The sequence below is a fragment of the Niallia yueguangensis genome (assembly GCF_052663115.1).
The window spans coordinates 15,721-32,056 of the sequence record NZ_JBQTCX010000005.1; the positions used below are offsets into that span (position 1 = coordinate 15,721).

Here is a 16,336-nt window from a genome sequence, read left to right on the forward strand (position 1 = left end):
CAATCTGACCGGGCGTTTAGCCCGGTATTTATTTGCTAAATTCTGAAGATCCATAATCTGTTATCGTTAATTGCACATTATACTTGATTGATGCCTCTCTAAAGGTTTGCTCCCAATCTTTTTTGACTTTCTCCCACATCTTGGGATTATGTATTCTCAACTCATTTCCAAACCCGGCAACATCAACTTTGTAATCTTCTTGCATAAGTTTTAATACATGGTCTACCAATCTATTCACCTCTTCTTCGACTGCTTTTTCAGCAGTTTTTAAAGACGTTTTTTCAGAAACTGTCCAATTTTCAGATATGCGCCCCTCAGATTCTATGTTCACATCAAAAGAGATGGTGTTGCCTTTAATATGGGGGGTGATTTTACTTTTCATCGTTTTTACTTCATAGATGATTTGCTGATCAGTCTCTTTATCATAGGTTTTTACTAGACCGCCTTTGCCTTTGCCAGTAATCCATGTTAAGCCCTCCAATTCCTCTTCATTCAAAAACCCTCGAAGCTTGCTGCTTTTTGCTTCAATCACTGCTGCTCCTGAAAATTTCACCTCTCCGTTTGCTGAAATCACATTTTGCACCAGAAAGCTGGAATCTGATTGCAGTTTTCCCATTAATTTTGCAAGTGTTACCGGAGCTAAAATCCTTGTTGTTCGATATTCATTATCAGAAATACCAATGAGTCGAAACGCTGGAATTTCTTTGGCATCTTTTGATTCCAGTGTATCGCTGGCCTGGCCTTTACTTATGACCAATAAACAGCTGGGCCTAATCTCATTATTACGGAGAAACTGATCAAGTAATTGTTCTAAACGATATTTTCGTGCTAGGTTCTCACTTATGACAATGACTTTAAGATGCGGGCTAAAAACCGGAAGCTGGCTTCTTAATGAAAATTCCCGAGTCATTTGATGAACGGAATCACCAGTTTCAGAAATATTAATAAATGCTTTTTGCTGACCTTTCCCTTCACTATTTGATCCCGTTCCAAGAGGATTAACAAATTGATAGGTCAAGGTTAGAATATCCCTTTTGGGGTATAATCCTTCCTGTTCCTTGAGCTTTTTCTCAAAAGAGGATTCCTTTCCTTGATCTAATGCCAAGCCCACACTTAAGCCGACTTCTTCAAGTTCATGGCTGCTCCAGCATCCAGTTAGTGTAAGGAAGGAAAAAACATATAGAGTGCTTAAAATGAAACGAACCTTTTTATTATGCTTCATGCTTTCTACCCCTCCATTTTGAAATAATGAGAAGAATCAGACCAAATAAGTACAATGCAGCATTGCCGATGATATCGCCTAATTTAAATAACTCATCGATACTTCTTGGAATTGCGGAAATGATGTAGATAACCGGAATTAAACCATATATAAAAGGATTAATGCTCTTCTTAAAAAGTTGAGCAAGTCCTAAACAGCAACATAAAAGACAAATGTAAAGGAAGTAAAAATCTGCATAATCCAGATCACGAGCAGTAACGACTCAAACCTCTCAAAGATCAGTCCCGGAATTTCAAAACTCCTCATGAGATCAATAGTAGGCCATGTTCTAGAGACCATTCCGTCGATAGAAAATGCTCCAATGACCATCACTACGGTTATTACATAAAAGAACATGGGAATTGCAATGCCAACTAACATTACTTTTACGGCCTTGTCCGGCTTTTGCATAAACGCCACAAGGAAGAGCATTTATTCTAGTCCGGTAAATGCAAGTGTAGTTGTCTTTACGCCTTTTAGTACAGAGATAATTCCTGCTCCTAATACAGGGCGTAAATGATCAATTTCAAAAAGTTTGAAGCTCATCATCGCAATCAGCAAAAAAAGGATAACAGTAACAGGTAGTATCATTTCAAACAACTGGGCCATCGGATTAATGCCGCCTATGATGAGATAGAGACCGCCCCATATGAATGGCATGATAACAGCCCATGAAGGAGTGCCTTCCAGCAACAAGAAGCCGGTTACTTCTGCAAGTGTTCTGACTTCAAATGCAGAAACCGTAAAAAAGTAAATATCCATTACAAGACTAACCAACCTACCTACCCATTTTCCGACGATGTCTTCACTATATTGATAAACAGTTTTTTTGGGGAATTGCTGACTTAACTTCACCATGACGATTCCTGCCAGTATCGTTATTAATCCGCCCAATATGACGGATATCCACACATCTGGTGTTTTTACCTTCTCAACAGAAGTTCTAGGCAGAGTGAGGATTCCTACAGCAAGTAAAGTATTAATGAGGATGACAGCAACTTGCTGTGTGGTAATTTGTTCTTTTGGCCCGATCATCGCCCGCTGGTTCATATCCTTTCGTCTAATACTATTTTTTGCGCAGGGAATCTGTTGGATGCAGCATTTTTGGACGGCGTTTCATCATCTGGAACGGCATGCGTACAATAAAATCTTTCCAGTCACTTAAGCGATATGAAACTGCCGGACTGACATAAGGTATACCAAAGCTTTTAAGTCTTACCAAATGACTACAAAGCAAGAGAAAAAACAAAAGGACCCCGTACAATCCAAATACAGCTGCGCAAAACATGGCACCAAAACGAAGGAAGCGTAATGAAATCCCTGCACTGTACTGTGGAATTGCAAAGGAGGATATAGCGGTAATGGCCACGACGATTACCATGATGGGGCTTACAATCCCTGCTTGTACAGCAGCTTCTCCAATGATCAGTCCTCCGACAATCCCAATTGCTGGACCAATCGGTTTAGGCAGTCGAAGTCCTGCTTCCCGCATGATTTCAATAGCTACTTCCATAAAAAGCGCTTCAATAAGTGCAGGAAATGGAACGCCTTCCCTCGTACCAATAATTGAAATGGCTAGCTTGGTTGGGATCAATCCGGGATGAAACGAAATAAACGAAATAAACAAGGAAGGCCCCAATAAAGAAATAAGGGCTGCTCCAAAACGCAATTGACGGATGAGTGTTCCGGGAATCCAACGTTCATAATAATCTTCGGGTGATTGTAGCATCATGCTAAATGTAACCGGAACAATCAAAGCAAATGGTGTTCCGTCCAACAAAATAGCCACTCGTCCCTCCATCAGGGCACTTATTACGCGATCTGGGCGCTCTGTACTCTGCACTTGCGGAAAAGGACTAAGGTAATTATCTTCAATAAACTGCTCTATGTAACCTGAATCAGCCAAATTATCCATCTCAATTTTCTTGATTCGTTTCTTTACCTCTTCCATCAAATCCGGATCTGCGATCCCATCCATATAGACAATGACCAGCTCTTTTTTTGCCCGGCTTCCTACTTGGAAATTAATGATTGATAAACTCTCATTTTTGCCAAGGCTTCGTAAAAGGGCGGTATTATCGCTTAACTTTTCGTTAAAGCCAATCCGTGGACCTCTTACTAATGCCTCTGATACTGGTTCTTCAAAATTCCGCGCTTTTACGTTTGTGGTATCAAAAATGAAGACATCAAGTGTTCCATTGATCATTAGTGCAGTCGATCCAATCAATACCTCTGACACTACATTGTTTATGCTGTGTACTTCTTTTAAGTCACTTATTGAAAAAATATGATTTTTTAAAAACTCTTTTGATAAGTTTCCTTTTACAAAAGTTTGCTCCTGATTATACTCTTTTGCTAGTTCTGACATCAACGGTTTCATAATCTGTTTGTTGATGAAATCTTTATCGGATAATCCTTCAACAAAAATAATAGTAGCTCTGACGCCTGTAAAGCCTATGTGAAACTCCCGAAAATGGACATCTGAATTATGGCCGATTACTTGCTTAATATGTTTCAAATCTCTGTCTAAATTCCCTGTTATTTGTTGACCTATTGTTGCTTGATCATATGAAAAATCTTGCTTGTTTTCACCTTGAGTGGTTGAAAACTGTTTTTTCCAGTTTGATTTCATCCATTTCATTCTCATCACTCTTCCTCAAATGTACGGAACCAATTAAAAAATCTTGAAATGGCTAACGGGACGAATAATACAATCAAACCTTGAATGAAGATTTCCCAGTCTGGAAGATAGGAAATGATTGTTTTCCACATAAAACCATCCTTTAAGTGCAAATTGTCTGATCACCATTTACCATAATTCTAAGAGTAAAGTACCGGTTTTTTCTTGGGAAATGTAATGATCAATCATTATTATTAGCCGTAATTATCTGGTATATATATGGAAAATGAATCCATTGATGATCCTTCATGAAAATGATAAAGAAAAGGATCAAAAGTTTTTATGTGAAAGTGCTTGATATCTAAAATTCTACGATCTATTAGACAGGGTATATGGGGGAGCATCAACAAAACGCGAATTTCGTATACTAAGCAAAATTTTATAAAGAAAAAGCCGATTTCCCTATATATTAAGGGCATCGGCTTTTGTTCATATTCTTTTACTTAATCAATTTCTGACATGAAACTTATAATAATACATTTTAAAAAAAGTAATAAAATTACCTATATTAACTAGAAAAGGGTTCATACTGTACATTTTAAAATACCAATTAAGCACTAATATTTTGGTTATGCGCTGTTTCACCTTTATGAGAAACATAACTATGTGCTATCATTCCTAACATTATTACAAACATACCACACCAAGATAAAATAGAGGGGAATGAAGAATGTAATAAAATTAGTTCTCCGATAACAGCAAAAAGAACCTCCATGGATTGTGTTGCTTCAACAGTTGCAAGTTTCTGCATATCTCCTTTAACCATATCAGTCGCTTTAAAAAATAAGATAGTTGCAATTACACCCGAACAAATAGCAACTAAAATAGATTGCATAGTTTGTTCTTTACTAGGCACTCCTGCTGTAAAAAGACCGTACAAGGATAGTAAAAACCAAAATGGTAAGCTAGCTAATGTCATTCCAAGGACACGTTGATAAGCATCTAGACGATCTCCACAAACCTCCATCATCTTACGATTCCCAAGCGGGTAAGCAAAAGAAGCTACAATAACAGGGATAATACCTAACAAAATATCCTTTACAGCAAGCGATTTTGCTTGTTCCATTTGCATAAGGAAAATACCAAGAAGAATAATCAATGACATACCCATACCCTTCATTGGGATTTTTCCTCTTTTCTTAAGAATTCCATTTGGTATTTGAACGGTTTGAATAAAAAGAGGAGCTAACAAAGATCCTGATATAATAGTAATTTGCCATGTCCCAGCAATTATCCATCCTGGTGCATGTGCAGCGGCAAAGCATAATGGAGCGTAAAATAGACCAAATCCTACAAAGCTCCATAAAAACCATGTTCTTAAATCCTCTCTCATAACTTGTAATAATACTTTTAATTTTTTTCGACTCATAACAAGAAGTAAAAGGAATGGAAGCATGAAAATAAACCTTAGTGAGGCACTCCATATCCAGCTACCACCTGATAATTCCATTGCTCGATTCAATATAAACGTGAAAGCAAAAAAGAAAGCAGCACATATACCTAAAAAAATAGGGCGCAAATTCCTCACCTCAATCTGTCTCATAAGTCAGCAAATTCCCCAGACTTAACCAGTTTTGTCTACAAGATGTGCTGTTGTTTCTTTATCTTTATTTTTGCACGCCTCTATAATTTGCTGATGTTGTTCTACTGATTTTAAACCATTTATAGAAGTGAACTAAGAAATTTCGAGACGTTGAATCTTAGATATACTTTGTTCTAACGCACGAATAATTTCAGGATTTCCTGCCACATCTAAAAAAACATTGTGGAATAACTCATCGGCTTCAATTGCTTTTATAATATCTTTTTTTTCAATAGATAATAGTAAGGCTTTATTACTGAACTCTAATTCTTGAATAACCGACTCTTTTAATAATGGCACTGCTAATCGAGCAGCTAACGAATGTAAAACTGCTATCACGGTAAATGCGTGTTTCGCCTCCTCAAGGTTTAATGGTGCAACGCGTGTAACTGAGCCAGGAATAGATTCAACTAGTCCTTCATCTTCAAGACGTTTCAACGCCTCTCTAACCGGAGTACGGCTAATTCCCAATTCTTCTGCTAACTCTTTGTCATTTAAGCGTAGCTCTGGTTGTAGCTCTAATGTAACAATTGCTTTTTTCAAAGTTAGATATACTTCATCTCTAAATGACATACGTATAATGGGTTTAATAACATCCTTTTCCGTAAAACCAATATATCGGATATTGGTTTTATAGTCAACTGTAATTTTTCAATAAAATATATTCAATTAACAAGTTCTAAAAACGACCGTTTATGGAACGTAAGCGGTAAATAGTCCCCACCTGTATTCTGGCGGGGAATTGGCGTATTATTTAGATAACTTGTTAAATACGATGCAAGTGACAGGAAGAGTCGTTGACCAAGGAAGTAATTGATCAATGGCATTTTCATCTGTCCTATCCAAATTGGGAAGCTGCTCTAATAGATAACGAAGATAGTAATAGGGATTTAATCCATTAGCCTTTGCTGTTTCCACGATACTATAAAGAATTGCGCTAGCTTGCGCACCTCTTGGTGTATTACTAAATAACCAATTTTTCCTTCCTATTACAACGGGTTTGATGGAAAGTTCACCACTCTTTCAAACTAAACCTCCTCAAACTTTTATTTGAAGAGATTATCTCATAATCTATTGTTGATTAATATGTGGGAGAAATTTGACGCTTACATTTATATTCCACATGTATAGGTACAACAGGGTAAATAGTTTTCTTAATGATGTTCTTTTTTTCTAATTTTTTTAAACAACAAGTTAATGTCTTCGCACTTATACCGTCAAGACATTTTAATAATTCATTGAATCTCATGCATCCATTACTTAAACATAAAATAATCTTGTAATTCCATTTTCCTCCAATTGCTTCTAATACACTGTTAATTGGGCACTTATTTTCTACACTTAGTAAATCAAAGCTTTTTTTTCTCTTCGCCCATAAAATCCCTCCTATTGTAACAAAACAATTAAAAAAATCCTAAAATTATATTCTTGAATTTATCTTGGAGAATTTTTCATAAAAGTTACTAGTCTTTACATCTTTAAACAAAAAAAGGAGAGCTTAAATAGAGTATTCGTTTTTTATTAATGAATACTCTATTGATTAGCATTCAATTACGGCAGCTTTTTTAAAAACTCCGTAATATTTCATACATAAGATAATTTTGTCTAATGTTAAATAATCAGCACTTCATGTAAAAGTATAATATATAGATGACCAGGAAGCGATTAATTGCCATATTTCGGGGCGTCACTGTGACCTAGAGTTAAAAAATGGTACTGTCAATATTTTTGTGTAAATGACTTTTCAACCTGTTTAGATAGAATGTCACCTTTGGTATAATAATAACTGTGCTCGAAGGATTGATTTTATTTATTGGTAGGGCTAGCCCTGCCAATAAACAAAATTTAAGATTCGAGTTCTTCAAACATCGTTACTAATGCTGCATGTGCCTTGTTAAACATATACAAATATTGAAAAGGACTGCTCATAACTGGGTAGTCTTTTATTATTTTTGAAAGGTTCTTATTCCACTAACGGGAGCTTTGATTCAAGAAGGATTCGCGGGTTTCTTCTGGAACTATCAGGGCAGGTTTGTTGAATAAGGATTTAAACTATTCTTTCAAATTAAAAATAAAAAGGTTTATTGTTCACATGTTATAGAATGAATTATTAAACCGTAATATAGAATTTAAAATTATGCACTTTTATCTCGCCTAATGTTAAAAAAAATCCAAAACTTTTTCTTTACCAATCGTTCTCGAAATGATACTATAGATTTGTAAGGTTATTAGCTAATTTTTGTCATAATGAGAATGTTCATTCTAAAAACATCACTTAGCACTATCTTAAGTTTACAGAAACATATTGAAAATTCTTTTTTAAAGGAGCTGAAGCTGTTAAAACGTATGGTTCATACACACAATCGGTAAAATTGGTAGTAACTCTTTAAGCTGATATTTACTGTTCATTCTTAAAATGATATTATTGGCGAGGAACGAGAAAATCAATATTCTTCACCTTGTTGAATGATGGATATCTTTGAAGTTATCATTAAGATTTTCTGGTTACTCTAAGATTACTCAAAGGAAATGATAGTATGGCTAGAAATAAAGAATTTGATGAAAATGAAGTATTACGAAAAGCTATGGAACTTTTTTGGATACAAGGCTATGAAAAAACCTCCATGCAAGATTTAGTGAAGTATATGGGTATCCATCGTCGTAGCTTATATGATACGTTTGGCGACAAACATACTTTGTTTATAAAAGCGTTGGATCATTATAATGAAATAATAAGAACTAGAATAGAGAATGAAGTAAACCAGCTGGAATCGGTAAAGGATGCTATCAGGCAATTATTTGAAATGGTAATTGTCAGGGATAAACAACAACTTATTGGATGTTTGACGGTAAATACGGCAGTTGAGTTGTCTTTACATGATGATCAAGCAGCAGAAAAGGTTGTGGAGAGTTTTTCTAAGACCGAATTACTGCTAAACAATCTAGTGTTGAGTGGTCAAAAATCTGGAGAAATATCTAGACATCATGATGCAAAAAAAATATCGGAATTTCTTCATAATTCCTTAGTAGGACTACGTGTTATGACCAAAACTACCGATGATATAGAAAAATTAAATAATATTATTGATATAACACTCTCTGTATTAGATTAATTTTTTTACCCTTTTAAGAACGTTCATTCCCGAAAAAGTTAGTAATCAATCTAGCTGAACTTCACTTGTCAGCTATCAAGCAAAGCTTGCCTTGATATTTATTCAAAAATTCAATAAAACAGAAAAAAACTAAATGATAATTCAAATTACTTTAATTTAAGGAGAGATAATATGAAATACACAGTTATTACAGGAGCAAGCTCAGGTATAGGATATGAGACAGCATTAGCATTTGCTGCTCGGGGGAAAAACTTAATTATAGTTGCTAGAAGATTAGATAAATTAGAGGAACTAAAATCCACAATTCATAATATAAATCCTGAATTAGATGTTATTATTTGCTCAATTGACTTATCTGTAACAGATCAGGCATATAACCTGTACAACAAATTAAAAGGGTATGAAATTGAGACTTGGATTAATAATGCTGGTCTTGGTGAATCCGCATTTGTAGCAGATCAAAATTTAAGCAAAGTTGAAACACTGTTACGGGTTAACATAGAATCTTTGACAATCCTTTCTACATTATTTGTTCGAGATTATGCAGAGAAAGAGGGAACTCAGTTAATTAACGTATCATCGGCACTCGGATATGCAATTGCTGTTGGGACTATAACTTATTCTGCATCTAAATATTATGTTAGTGCCTTCACTGAAGGTCTTGCAAAAGAACTAGAATTGAAAGGTGCAAAATTAAAAGCAAAAGTTATAGCACCAGCTATGACGGAAACAGAATTTGCTAAAAATGCAACTAATTTGGATAATTTCAATTACAAAGAAAATTTGCCTATGTACCACACAGCTAAGCAAGTAGCTGGATTTATGATGGAAATATATGATAGTAATGCGGTCGTAGGTATTGTAGACCAAAATTATGAATTTAAAATAAGAAATCAAATTTATCCAATAATTGGAGGTTAAGTTTTTAATAACCTTTAGATTCTAATATTTGGAAGGGTGTCTGACTGTTAACTTAGCCGTTGTTGCCCAAATAATCACAAATATATTTCAGCAGTACAGATAATCTTTTAGTTTAATCTACTAATAACAAGGACAGTATAAACTTGAAATCTCGAATGAACATAACCTTGGGTTTGCTCCCTTTATCTTCAAAACATCCTTGTAGGTTTGAGGGTCTTAGTAAAGACTCCTTATAACTACAAAAATAGAAAGGGTTATAATCTGACCCTTTAAATGCTGTGTTAGCTTTCTTTCCACATGAATTTTTAGAATGTTCATTCTAAAAAAGGTATGTCATTCAGCTAATTTATATTAAAAAATTTAGAACTCAATGTTCGAAGGAGAAGCAACTTAAATGACAACATTTACCATACCATCTCAATCAGAATTTATTGAAGTTGAAGGTACTAGTTATGCTTATAGAAGGTTTGGTGAAAAAACGGGAGTACCTGTCGTATTTCTAGTTCACTTTAGAGGAACGATGGAAAATTGGGATCCTAATATGGTTGGTCCAATAGCGAAGGAACGTCCAGTTATCCTATTTGATAACAAAGGGGTTGGTGAGACGAATGGGCAAACACCTGCTACGATAGCTGAGATGGCACAAGATGCAGGGAAATTTATTAAAGCACTTGGTTTAAATCAAGTCGATATTCTCGGTTTTTCAATTGGTGGAATGGTTGCACAAGAATTGGCATTACAAGAAGGGAATTTAATTAGACGAATCATCATGGCAGGTACTGGACCAGAATCTGGAATTAATCCTGATATGGAAATATTTGAAAGGATGAATCGACACGGTGGGAATGCAGAGAATGCTTTAGATGACTTCATGTTTTTCTTCTACCGTTCAACTGAAACAAGTAAATCTGCTGGAATGGCATCTTTACAAAGAATTATCAATCAGAAAAAGGTTGAAAGTTCTGACCAAGTACAACATGCCCAATTAAAGGCTTTGGCAAAGTGGTCTCAACCAAAATCCAATAATGATTACAATTGGTTACAGAACATTAAACACCCTGTGCTTGTGACAAATGGTGATAACGATGTTATGGTTCCAACCAAAAATAGTTATATTTTAGCTGAGCGCTTACCAAAAGCACAACTCATTATATATCCTGATTCTGGTCACGGACACCTATTCCAATTTCCAGAACTATTTGCTGAGAACGTCAATTCGTTCCTGAATTCAACATCTCTATAAAAAATTGATAACGATTAAAAAGGAGGAAGTTATATGAGCAAGTTATTTGAATCAGTCAAAATTGGAAACATAGAGCTAAAAAACCGTTTAGGTATGGCACCAATGACAAGGAGTAGAGCACTGCCAGATGGCACACCTAGTGATTTGGCAGCAGAGTATTACGGCCAACGTGCATCTGTTGGTTTAATAATAAGTGAAGGCACTCAACCCTCAGATGATGGTCAGGGGTATTCTAATACACCTGGTATTTATACAGAATCACACATTGAGGGGTGGAAAAAGGTTACATCAAAAGTGCATAACGAAGGAGGAAGAATCTTTGTTCAACTTATGCATGTAGGCCGTGTATCACATCCTGACAATACGCCTCATCACCGTCAAGCTGTTGCGCCTTCTGCTATTGCGCCTAATACAGAAATATTTACAGCACAAGGGATGAAGGAGATTCCTACACCTAGAGCGTTGAGTGAAGGAGAAATAAAGGACGTTATAAATGAGTTTCGCTTAGCAGCACGAGCAGCGGTAGAAGCTGGTGCAGATGGGGTTGAAATCCACGGAGCAAATGGTTACATTATTCAACAGTTCTTAAGTGAAAATGCTAATCAACGTCAGGATGCGTACGGTGGAACGATTGAAAATCGCTCGCGATTTGCCATTGAAGTAGCAAAAGCAGTTGTTGATGAGATTGGTCCAGAACGAACAGGCATACGCTTCTCTCCTCAAGGAACACTAAATGGAATAGAAGAGGGAGAATCAAGTAGTGAAATGTACCGCTATTTAATCAGCGAGTTAGATAAGCTCAACCTTGCATATCTACACATCATGCACTTCGGAAACGAATCATTATTACAAGATATCCGTCAACTTTGGTCACAAGCACTTCTTATTAACCGAGCAGGACGTACTTTAGACCAACTTACTGTAGACTTGGATAATGAACTTGCGGACGTTATAACTGTAGGGACTTGGATGATAGCCAACCCAGATTTTGTCGAGCGATTGAAATTGGATGCCCCACTAAATACTCCGGATAGAAATACGATTTATGCAGGAGGAGCGGAAGGGTATACAGACTATCCGTTCTTAAAAGAATAAAACAGGCAAGGTTTAACAGTTAACGGAATCGACAAAACATTTTAGGTTAATAATGGTGCTTTAGGATACACAGACTAGACTATCAATGAATGAAATAAACGAATGATAAAAAACCATCAATGTAAGAATTGGTGGTTTTTTAGAAGGAGATTAAGAATATGAAAGCTGCTCAAATACAAAAATACTCGAAAAACATTGAAGCGCAGATTGTTGATATCCCTATACCAAGTATTAAAGATAATGAAGTACTGGTAAAGGTAAAAGTTGCTGCAATAAATCCACTTGAAATATTAAATATTACAGGAAGTGTAAAATTAATACAAGACTATGATATGCCTCTTGTATTAGGAAATGAACTAACAGGGATTGTCGAAAAAGTGGGTAATCATGTATATGGTTTTAAGGTTGGAGATCCTATTTATACAAGACTCCCTATTGAAAAAATTGGGGCATTTGCAGAATATGTTGCAGTTGATGCTAAATCCATATGGCATTTGCCGAAAAATTTAGATTTCGTTACTGGAGCTGGTGCACCTTTAACTGGTTTGACGGCATATCAAGGCTTAATAGAAGAGTTAGAAGCAAAAAAGGGACAAACAGTGTTTATTCCAGGAGGATCAGGAAGTTTTGGCCAAATGGCTGTTCCTATAGCTAAAGCAATGGGATTAAAGGTTATTGTTTCTGGTAGTCCTTCCGCTAAAGAGAGAACGTTGAATGCTGGTGCAGATCAATATATTGATTATACAAAGGAAAATTATTGGGAAATACTAGACGAAGTTGATTTTGTAATCGATACTCTAGGTGCTGATGAATTCGAACGGGAGTTATCCATTATAAAACCAGGCGGTCGGTTACTAAGTCTTCGTACTGCACCAAATAAACAGTTTGCAATAGATCAAGGTCTTCCTAAATGGAAGCAAATTATTTTTGGAATAGTTGGCTCGAAATTTGATAAGAAAGCAAAGAAAAAAGGCGTTCAATATCGCTTCATTTTCGTAAGAGCTGATGGAAAACAATTAGAAAAAATTACAAAAATCATTGAAGAAAACAATATTGTTCCAGCTATTGACCCTACCAACTTTACAATTTATGACATTAATGATGCATTAAATTTAGTAGTAAAAGGAAAGACAAAAGGAAAAGTAGTTATTAAATTTTAAAGGAAAGTAGGAGTGGAAGTAGCAATGTCAATTCATTATTCTTACATTGACGCACCTAACTTATTCATTCAGCATCAGAATGGTAAACGGTATGCTTATAGAGAATTGGGAGAAAAAAAAAGGAATCCCTATTATTTTATTGACACATCTTTCAGCTAATCTTGATAATTGGGATCCTAGGATTATCGATGGTCTTGCTAAAAGCCATTGGGTCATCGCATTTGATAACATAGGGGTAGGACTATCCAATGGTAAAGTACCAAATAACATCCCTCAAATGGCAAATGATGCAATCACATTTATTAAACTATTAGGATTTTTAAAGATTGATTTGATAGCTTTGTCAATGGGAGGAATGATTGCTCAAGAATTAATCTTAAAGGAACCAAGCTTAGTTAGAAAGCTGGTATTAGTTGGTACGGGACCTCGAGGAGGAAAAGGTATTTCCAATGTCATGCATATTACTAATCTTGATCTTGTCCGTGCAACTTTGACTTTCAAAGACGTCAAGACCTATCTTTTTTTTCCAAACACAGAGAATGGTAAGAAAAAGGCTAAAGAATTTCTAATTCAAATAAAAAAAAGGAAAAAACATCGAGATAAAACAATCAGTTTAAGAGCGTATAGAATGCAATTAGATGCAATCATTAAATGGGGAAAAGAGAAGCCTTCGGATCTATCCAAAATCGTTCAGCCAACACTAATAATAAACGGAAATCATGATCGCATGGTTCCAATAGAAAATTCATATGACTTGGCAAATAGAATCCCTGATAGTAAGTTGAAAATATTTGACCATGCAGGACATGGGTCCTTATTTCAATATCCAAAAGAGTTTGTCGAAATTGTAATAACATTCTTAAGTTGATAAAGTTTTATTATTTGGATTAGTTGGTGCTCGTGTGGATTTCTTAGTACGAAAATATTATAAAGGAATATCATTTTTTATTTGTGTAAAGTATTGGCAGCCAATTACAAAAAATCACAACACTTATTGAAAAAGAAAATATTAAGTCTTTTATAGACTCAATATATAAATTTACTGATATTAACGAAGCGTTAAAAAAGTATCTTCAGGACACTCACAAGGTAAAGTTATATTAGCTTTCGAATCTAGAATTTAAGTGAGCGGAAAAACTCTTTTTTACACATTAATATGCTTTCCTTACAAAGCAGTTGCCAATAAGGTAACTGTCTTTGTATGTGACAAACGCTTCAGCATTCCTTTAATAAAAGAACTACTACAAAAAGGTACTAATTTGTGAAAAAATGCACTTAAAGTAAAGGGGGCGTTTGTTGAATAAGATTGTTGATTTGAAATAAAGTTTAACCGTTTGTAAAAAAGTTTGATTAAAATACAATCTTTTTTTTATGAGGATATTGATAAATCAAGGTTTCTATAACATTTTTGATCAAACTTTATTTTAAAATGCGTGTTCTAAAATATAGCTAACCTAAAGTTTTGATCAATCTTTTTTTCAAAAACTAATATTATGAAGGTTAATAAATCAACGTTTATAGATTATTTTTGATCAATCTTATTTATAAAGCTACAATTTTTTAGATTTGAAATAAAGTTGAACCGTTTATAAAAAAGTTAAACCGTTTCACCCCTTTGGATATGATTGTCTAAAGGGGTGTTTTTATGTCCAAAAGAACGAGAAAATCTAAAGTTGATAAATGGATTAAAGAGGGACGAGGGGCTGGGATAAGCTCGGATTATAAACCTGTAAATGTTTGATCAAAAATCCTGTATTGCAGGATTTTTTTTATTCAGCAAACGGGCCATTTTCTGGAATAACACATTTAAAGAAAATCGGTATATTGTGAGGGTTTTTACTATAGCTAAGAGATTATTAAATTCGATAAGGTTATTAATTTAAACCTCTCGAAACTTGAAGTAAAAGCATTATTTTCTTGTAGGTAGAAGGGTGTTTTGGTAAAATTTACATGAGTAACATTACAATGTGTACTGGCGATTAAACGTGGATAACCACGAGGGAACACATTGGTATATAAGCCGTTCGCCTGGGCAAAGTGTTTGAATGAATCAAACGCTTTTTTTATTTATATGGAAGGGTGAATGTGTAGATGGAAGAAGTAACAATACGGTATGGCATTAATCCTCATCAAGGAAATGCCAAGGTTAAATCCTTTGAAAAATTACCTTTTAAAATTCTTAATGGAGAGCCAAGCTATATCAACTTACTTGATGCTTTTAACTCTTATCAACTTGTAAGAGAACTTAAGTTAGCAATAGGAGAACCAGCAGCTGCTTCTTTTAAACACGTAAGTCCTTCGGGGGCAGCAGTGTATAATCCATTAAGTAATGAACTGGCTAGGTCTTATTTTGTAGATGATTTGGAATTATCTCCACTTGCTATTGCTTATGCCAGGGCAAGAGGAACAGATCGAATGTCTTCATTTGGTGATTGTGCTGCTCTGAGTGATAACGTGGATCTTTCTGTTTCAAAAATTTTAAAAAGAGAAGTCTCTGATATGGTTGTAGCACCAGGATATGATGAGGATGCCTTGGAAATGCTAAAGTCCAAGAAAAATGGAAAGTATCTAATTATTGAGATTGATCCGGATTATGAGCCTGAGCCATTAGAGGAAAGAACTTTATTTGGGGTTAACCTTGTTCAGGAAAGAAACAATGTGCTAATAACTGAAAAGATATTAAACAATATAGTGACTGAAAACAAATTTTTGCCCAATTCAGCAAAGAGGGATCTATTAGTTTCTGCAATAACACTAAAGTATACGCACTCCAATTCTGTATGTTTTGCAAAAGATGGACAGACGATTGGGGTAGGAGCAGGACAACAATCTCGCATTCATTGTACGAGACTAGCTGCAACAAAAGCAGAAAACTGGTACTTAAGGCAGCACCCAATAGCTCTGACGATGAAATTCCGTGACAGTATTTCACGTACTGTACAAAATAATGCAATCGATATGTGGCTTACGGATGATCTCACAATGCCAGAAAGGAAAGCTTGGGAAGAGTGTTTTGAGGAAATTCCACATAGGCTTACTCGAGATGAAAAACGAGAATACCTAAATGGACTTAAAAATGTATCTTTTTCTTCTGATGCGTTTTTACCTTTCAGAGATAATATTGATTGTGCTGTACAAGTAGGCGTCAAATATATCTCACAAACTGGCGGATCATTCCGTGATAAGGAAGTAATTGATGCGGCAAACGAATATGGTATAGTAATGGCCTTCTCAGGAGTCCGTTTATTCCATCATTAAATGATTTTAATCTTTCAACAATC

12 protein-coding genes, 3 pseudogenes and 1 riboswitch are annotated in these 16,336 nt (G+C 35.2%); of the genes and pseudogenes, 7 read left to right on the forward strand and 8 right to left on the reverse strand.

Annotated elements, in window-relative coordinates; translation table 11 throughout:
• Positions 1-28 precede the first annotated feature (28 nt).
• The 8 genes and pseudogenes from ACTYA4_RS06285 to ACTYA4_RS06320 all read right to left on the reverse strand — a co-directional run bounded on the left by ACTYA4_RS06285 (position 29) and on the right by ACTYA4_RS06320 (position 6,913).
• Positions 29-1,222, reverse strand: a complete 1,194-nt coding sequence (locus ACTYA4_RS06285; protein WP_443480453.1) for a Ger(x)C family spore germination protein — start codon at positions 1,220-1,222, stop codon at positions 29-31.
• Positions 1,212-2,296, reverse strand: a pseudogene (locus ACTYA4_RS06290) (spore germination protein). Before ACTYA4_RS06290 ends, ACTYA4_RS06285 begins: the two are co-directional and overlap by 11 nt.
• A gap of 31 nt (positions 2,297-2,327) precedes the next feature.
• Complete coding sequence (locus ACTYA4_RS06295; protein WP_443480614.1) at positions 2,328-3,902, reverse strand: spore germination protein; 1,575 nt, start codon at positions 3,900-3,902, stop codon at positions 2,328-2,330.
• 5 nt (positions 3,903-3,907) lie between these two features.
• Complete coding sequence (locus ACTYA4_RS06300; RefSeq protein WP_443480454.1) at positions 3,908-4,033, reverse strand: hypothetical protein; 126 nt, start codon at positions 4,031-4,033, stop codon at positions 3,908-3,910.
• 458 nt (positions 4,034-4,491) lie between these two features.
• Positions 4,492-5,484 carry a DMT family transporter gene (locus ACTYA4_RS06305; protein ID WP_443480455.1) on the reverse strand — a complete coding sequence of 331 codons (993 nt, stop codon included), beginning with the start codon at positions 5,482-5,484 and terminating at the stop codon, positions 4,492-4,494.
• A pseudogene (locus ACTYA4_RS06310) lies at positions 5,471-6,096 on the reverse strand (GntR family transcriptional regulator). The gene ACTYA4_RS06305 and the pseudogene ACTYA4_RS06310 overlap by 14 nt, the downstream one beginning before the upstream one ends.
• A 177-nt stretch (positions 6,097-6,273) precedes the next feature.
• Positions 6,274-6,537 (reverse strand): annotated as a pseudogene (locus tag ACTYA4_RS06315) (transposase domain-containing protein); the annotation flags it as partial.
• Positions 6,538-6,604: 67 nt separating this feature from the next.
• Positions 6,605-6,913: a winged helix-turn-helix transcriptional regulator gene (locus ACTYA4_RS06320; RefSeq protein WP_443480615.1), complete on the reverse strand. Its 309-nt coding sequence runs from the start codon at positions 6,911-6,913 to the stop codon at positions 6,605-6,607.
• Positions 6,914-8,060: 1,147 nt separating this feature from the next.
• Here ACTYA4_RS06320 and ACTYA4_RS06325 point away from each other — a divergent pair.
• From ACTYA4_RS06325 to ACTYA4_RS06355, 7 genes are all read left to right on the forward strand, one after another.
• Positions 8,061-8,636 (forward strand): TetR/AcrR family transcriptional regulator, encoded by a 576-nt coding sequence (locus ACTYA4_RS06325; protein ID WP_443480456.1) that lies wholly within the window; start codon positions 8,061-8,063, stop codon positions 8,634-8,636.
• A gap of 171 nt (positions 8,637-8,807) precedes the next feature.
• Positions 8,808-9,557 (forward strand): SDR family NAD(P)-dependent oxidoreductase, encoded by a 750-nt coding sequence (locus tag ACTYA4_RS06330; protein ID WP_443480457.1) that lies wholly within the window; start codon positions 8,808-8,810, stop codon positions 9,555-9,557.
• A gap of 394 nt (positions 9,558-9,951) precedes the next feature.
• Positions 9,952-10,800: an alpha/beta fold hydrolase gene (locus ACTYA4_RS06335; protein WP_443480458.1), complete on the forward strand. Its 849-nt coding sequence runs from the start codon at positions 9,952-9,954 to the stop codon at positions 10,798-10,800.
• Between the two features lie 33 nt (positions 10,801-10,833).
• Entirely contained in the window at positions 10,834-11,895 is a 1,062-nt protein-coding gene (locus ACTYA4_RS06340; protein WP_443480459.1) for an alkene reductase, read from the forward strand.
• Positions 11,896-12,053: 158 nt separating this feature from the next.
• The gene (locus ACTYA4_RS06345) at positions 12,054-13,055 is read left to right on the forward strand and encodes an NADP-dependent oxidoreductase (RefSeq protein WP_443480460.1); all 1,002 of its coding nucleotides are present in this window, start codon (positions 12,054-12,056) and stop codon (positions 13,053-13,055) included.
• Positions 13,056-13,146: 91 nt separating this feature from the next.
• Positions 13,147-13,923, forward strand: a complete 777-nt coding sequence (locus ACTYA4_RS06350; protein WP_443480461.1) for an alpha/beta fold hydrolase — start codon at positions 13,147-13,149, stop codon at positions 13,921-13,923.
• 1,091 nt (positions 13,924-15,014) lie between these two features.
• Positions 15,015-15,096: riboswitch (ZMP/ZTP riboswitch) on the forward strand.
• 50 nt (positions 15,097-15,146) lie between these two features.
• Entirely contained in the window at positions 15,147-16,313 is a 1,167-nt protein-coding gene (locus ACTYA4_RS06355; RefSeq protein ID WP_443480462.1) for a phosphoribosylaminoimidazolecarboxamide formyltransferase, read from the forward strand.
• Positions 16,314-16,336 lie beyond the last annotated feature (23 nt).

Coding starts and splice junctions, on each gene's coding strand:
- ACTYA4_RS06295 (WP_443480614.1), bottom strand. CDS start 3,902: ATGAAATGGATGAAATCAAACTGGAAAAAACAGTTTTCAACCACTCAA.
- ACTYA4_RS06325 (WP_443480456.1), top strand. CDS start 8,061: ATGGCTAGAAATAAAGAATTTGATGAAAATGAAGTATTACGAAAAGCT.
- ACTYA4_RS06305 (WP_443480455.1), bottom strand. CDS start 5,484: ATGAGACAGATTGAGGTGAGGAATTTGCGCCCTATTTTTTTAGGTATA.
- ACTYA4_RS06330 (WP_443480457.1), top strand. CDS start 8,808: ATGAAATACACAGTTATTACAGGAGCAAGCTCAGGTATAGGATATGAG.
- ACTYA4_RS06350 (WP_443480461.1), top strand. CDS start 13,147: ATGCTTATAGAGAATTGGGAGAAAAAAAAAGGAATCCCTATTATTTTA.
- ACTYA4_RS06345 (WP_443480460.1), top strand. CDS start 12,054: ATGAAAGCTGCTCAAATACAAAAATACTCGAAAAACATTGAAGCGCAG.
- ACTYA4_RS06335 (WP_443480458.1), top strand. CDS start 9,952: ATGACAACATTTACCATACCATCTCAATCAGAATTTATTGAAGTTGAA.
- ACTYA4_RS06300 (WP_443480454.1), bottom strand. CDS start 4,033: ATGTGGAAAACAATCATTTCCTATCTTCCAGACTGGGAAATCTTCATT.
- ACTYA4_RS06285 (WP_443480453.1), bottom strand. CDS start 1,222: ATGAAGCATAATAAAAAGGTTCGTTTCATTTTAAGCACTCTATATGTT.
- ACTYA4_RS06340 (WP_443480459.1), top strand. CDS start 10,834: ATGAGCAAGTTATTTGAATCAGTCAAAATTGGAAACATAGAGCTAAAA.
- ACTYA4_RS06355 (WP_443480462.1), top strand. CDS start 15,147: ATGGAAGAAGTAACAATACGGTATGGCATTAATCCTCATCAAGGAAAT.